A 1669-nucleotide genomic window follows, 5' to 3' on the forward strand; every position below is an offset into this window, starting at 1 on the left:
TACTATTAATGGTAAAAAGATTCCGCTTGAGACTTTCAAGTCCGGTTTTAATAAATTTGTAGAATCTCAACAAACTTATAATGAAAATTTGTCAGAATTAGAAGAAAAAGAGATGGCAGCAAGAAATGATATTGTGAGAGGTTTTACCAATAAAGGGGCTTGGAAGATGGAAGAAAATAATGTACCAGATTTTGATTTATGGAAAGGCTACACCCCTGCACATAACACCAATACTATGAAGGTAGATGCGACTCATTATTATGATTACGATGCTTATATGCGTGAGCAATACTTGGATGATAAAGGAGTGAGCCAATATATACCTTCCAGTGAAATGAATAAATACATAAATGATATAGATGATTTCGTTGACCAAGAAATTATTGATTATGTTAAAGGAGAATCCGATTTACAAATTTCCAAGATGGACTCAAAACAGCTAAATCAGTTGGGAAAAGCTTTGGACGCGCTTCCTAACGGGAGAGAAGATTTTTCTAATAATTTCCTCTGGAATAATAAATACCAGGAGGCTCAGTAATGCGTATTTCAAAAAAAAATAAACTCATTTTGATTCTACTAGCTTCTGTGGTTGCTATCCCTTATCTAGCTTATCAGGGATATGTGGCATACTATATAACCCCATATTATAAAATTACATTAAAAAAGAAAATTCAATCTTATCAATTTATTGAAAATAATAATGCTTTGGTAATGAAATGGTCTTATGAAAACCCCTTGGATTATTGGATAACAACTAAAGAGTCAGATGAACTAAAAACTTCCCCTCGTATTGGCCAAACAAAAATTGTTCAGGAATATCTTAAGTTAAAAAGTGTTGCCAATACACATAATGTAGCGAAAGACCAGGAATACTGGGGAATTACCGTCTATAATATTGAAGGAGGAGAACTAACTTCTAAGGATTATGATGTTTTTAAAATGGTTCGAGATTACAATCCAGACTTTGTCCCTAACAGAATAGAGAATCAAATTTATATAAATGATGGTAAAGAATTATTGGATATTTACCTTAAGACTGATAAGAATGATTTTAGAGAAGGTGTTACGAAATCAATTGATTTAAATAATGGTAAAATCATAGAAAAGGGAGAAAAAAATAATAGAAATCAAACTGAGCAATCCGAATACACTCTATCAATACTTTCCTTAAGGCCAAACTATCTAAATTCTAAGCGAAAAATTGGATTTAATAAGAAAGGAAAATTGAAAGAAGATGCTCTCATCCGTCAAAAATATCCTGAAGCAGCTAAACTCTTGGAAGACGACGAAGGTATGGTTGCTCTTCTGACTGATAAGCCTAGTTTTGAGAGCGCTCTTCCAATTTTGCAGCTCTTGTATAAAAAAGGAACCAATTTATTTGAAAATGTGACTATCCCAGATTATAATTCTGTAGATGGTCAGGAACATGTTGTTAACAGTCAGGAAGAATTCGTTAAATATTATAAATTTGAACAAGAATCACCTTCTAAGAAGTAACTAATAGCTTTAAGCTATCAGCTTAAAAAGACTAGATGTTTAAGATGAATAGAAAGGATAATTAGATGAGTCGTAAAGAGATAGATGCTGAAAAGTTAACAGCCTGCAAAACTAGTATGCAGGAAATGAATAAAAGATTTGAAGGAGAAATTACGGGGCTAATCCAATCTTC

General features: G+C 32.4%; 1 protein-coding gene and 1 pseudogene. Both read left to right on the plus strand.

What is annotated here, in order from left to right:
- A pseudogene (locus K1I80_RS11905) lies at positions 1 to 538 on the plus strand (hypothetical protein); the annotation flags it as partial.
- Complete coding sequence (locus K1I80_RS11910; RefSeq protein ID WP_223314009.1) at positions 538 to 1497, plus strand: hypothetical protein; 960 nt, start codon at positions 538 to 540, stop codon at positions 1495 to 1497. The pseudogene K1I80_RS11905 and the gene K1I80_RS11910, both read left to right, overlap by 1 nt.
- Positions 1498 to 1669: the final 172 nt, after the last annotated feature.

The organism is Streptococcus sanguinis (assembly GCF_019929225.1).
Classification (GTDB): domain Bacteria; phylum Bacillota; class Bacilli; order Lactobacillales; family Streptococcaceae; genus Streptococcus; species Streptococcus sanguinis_J.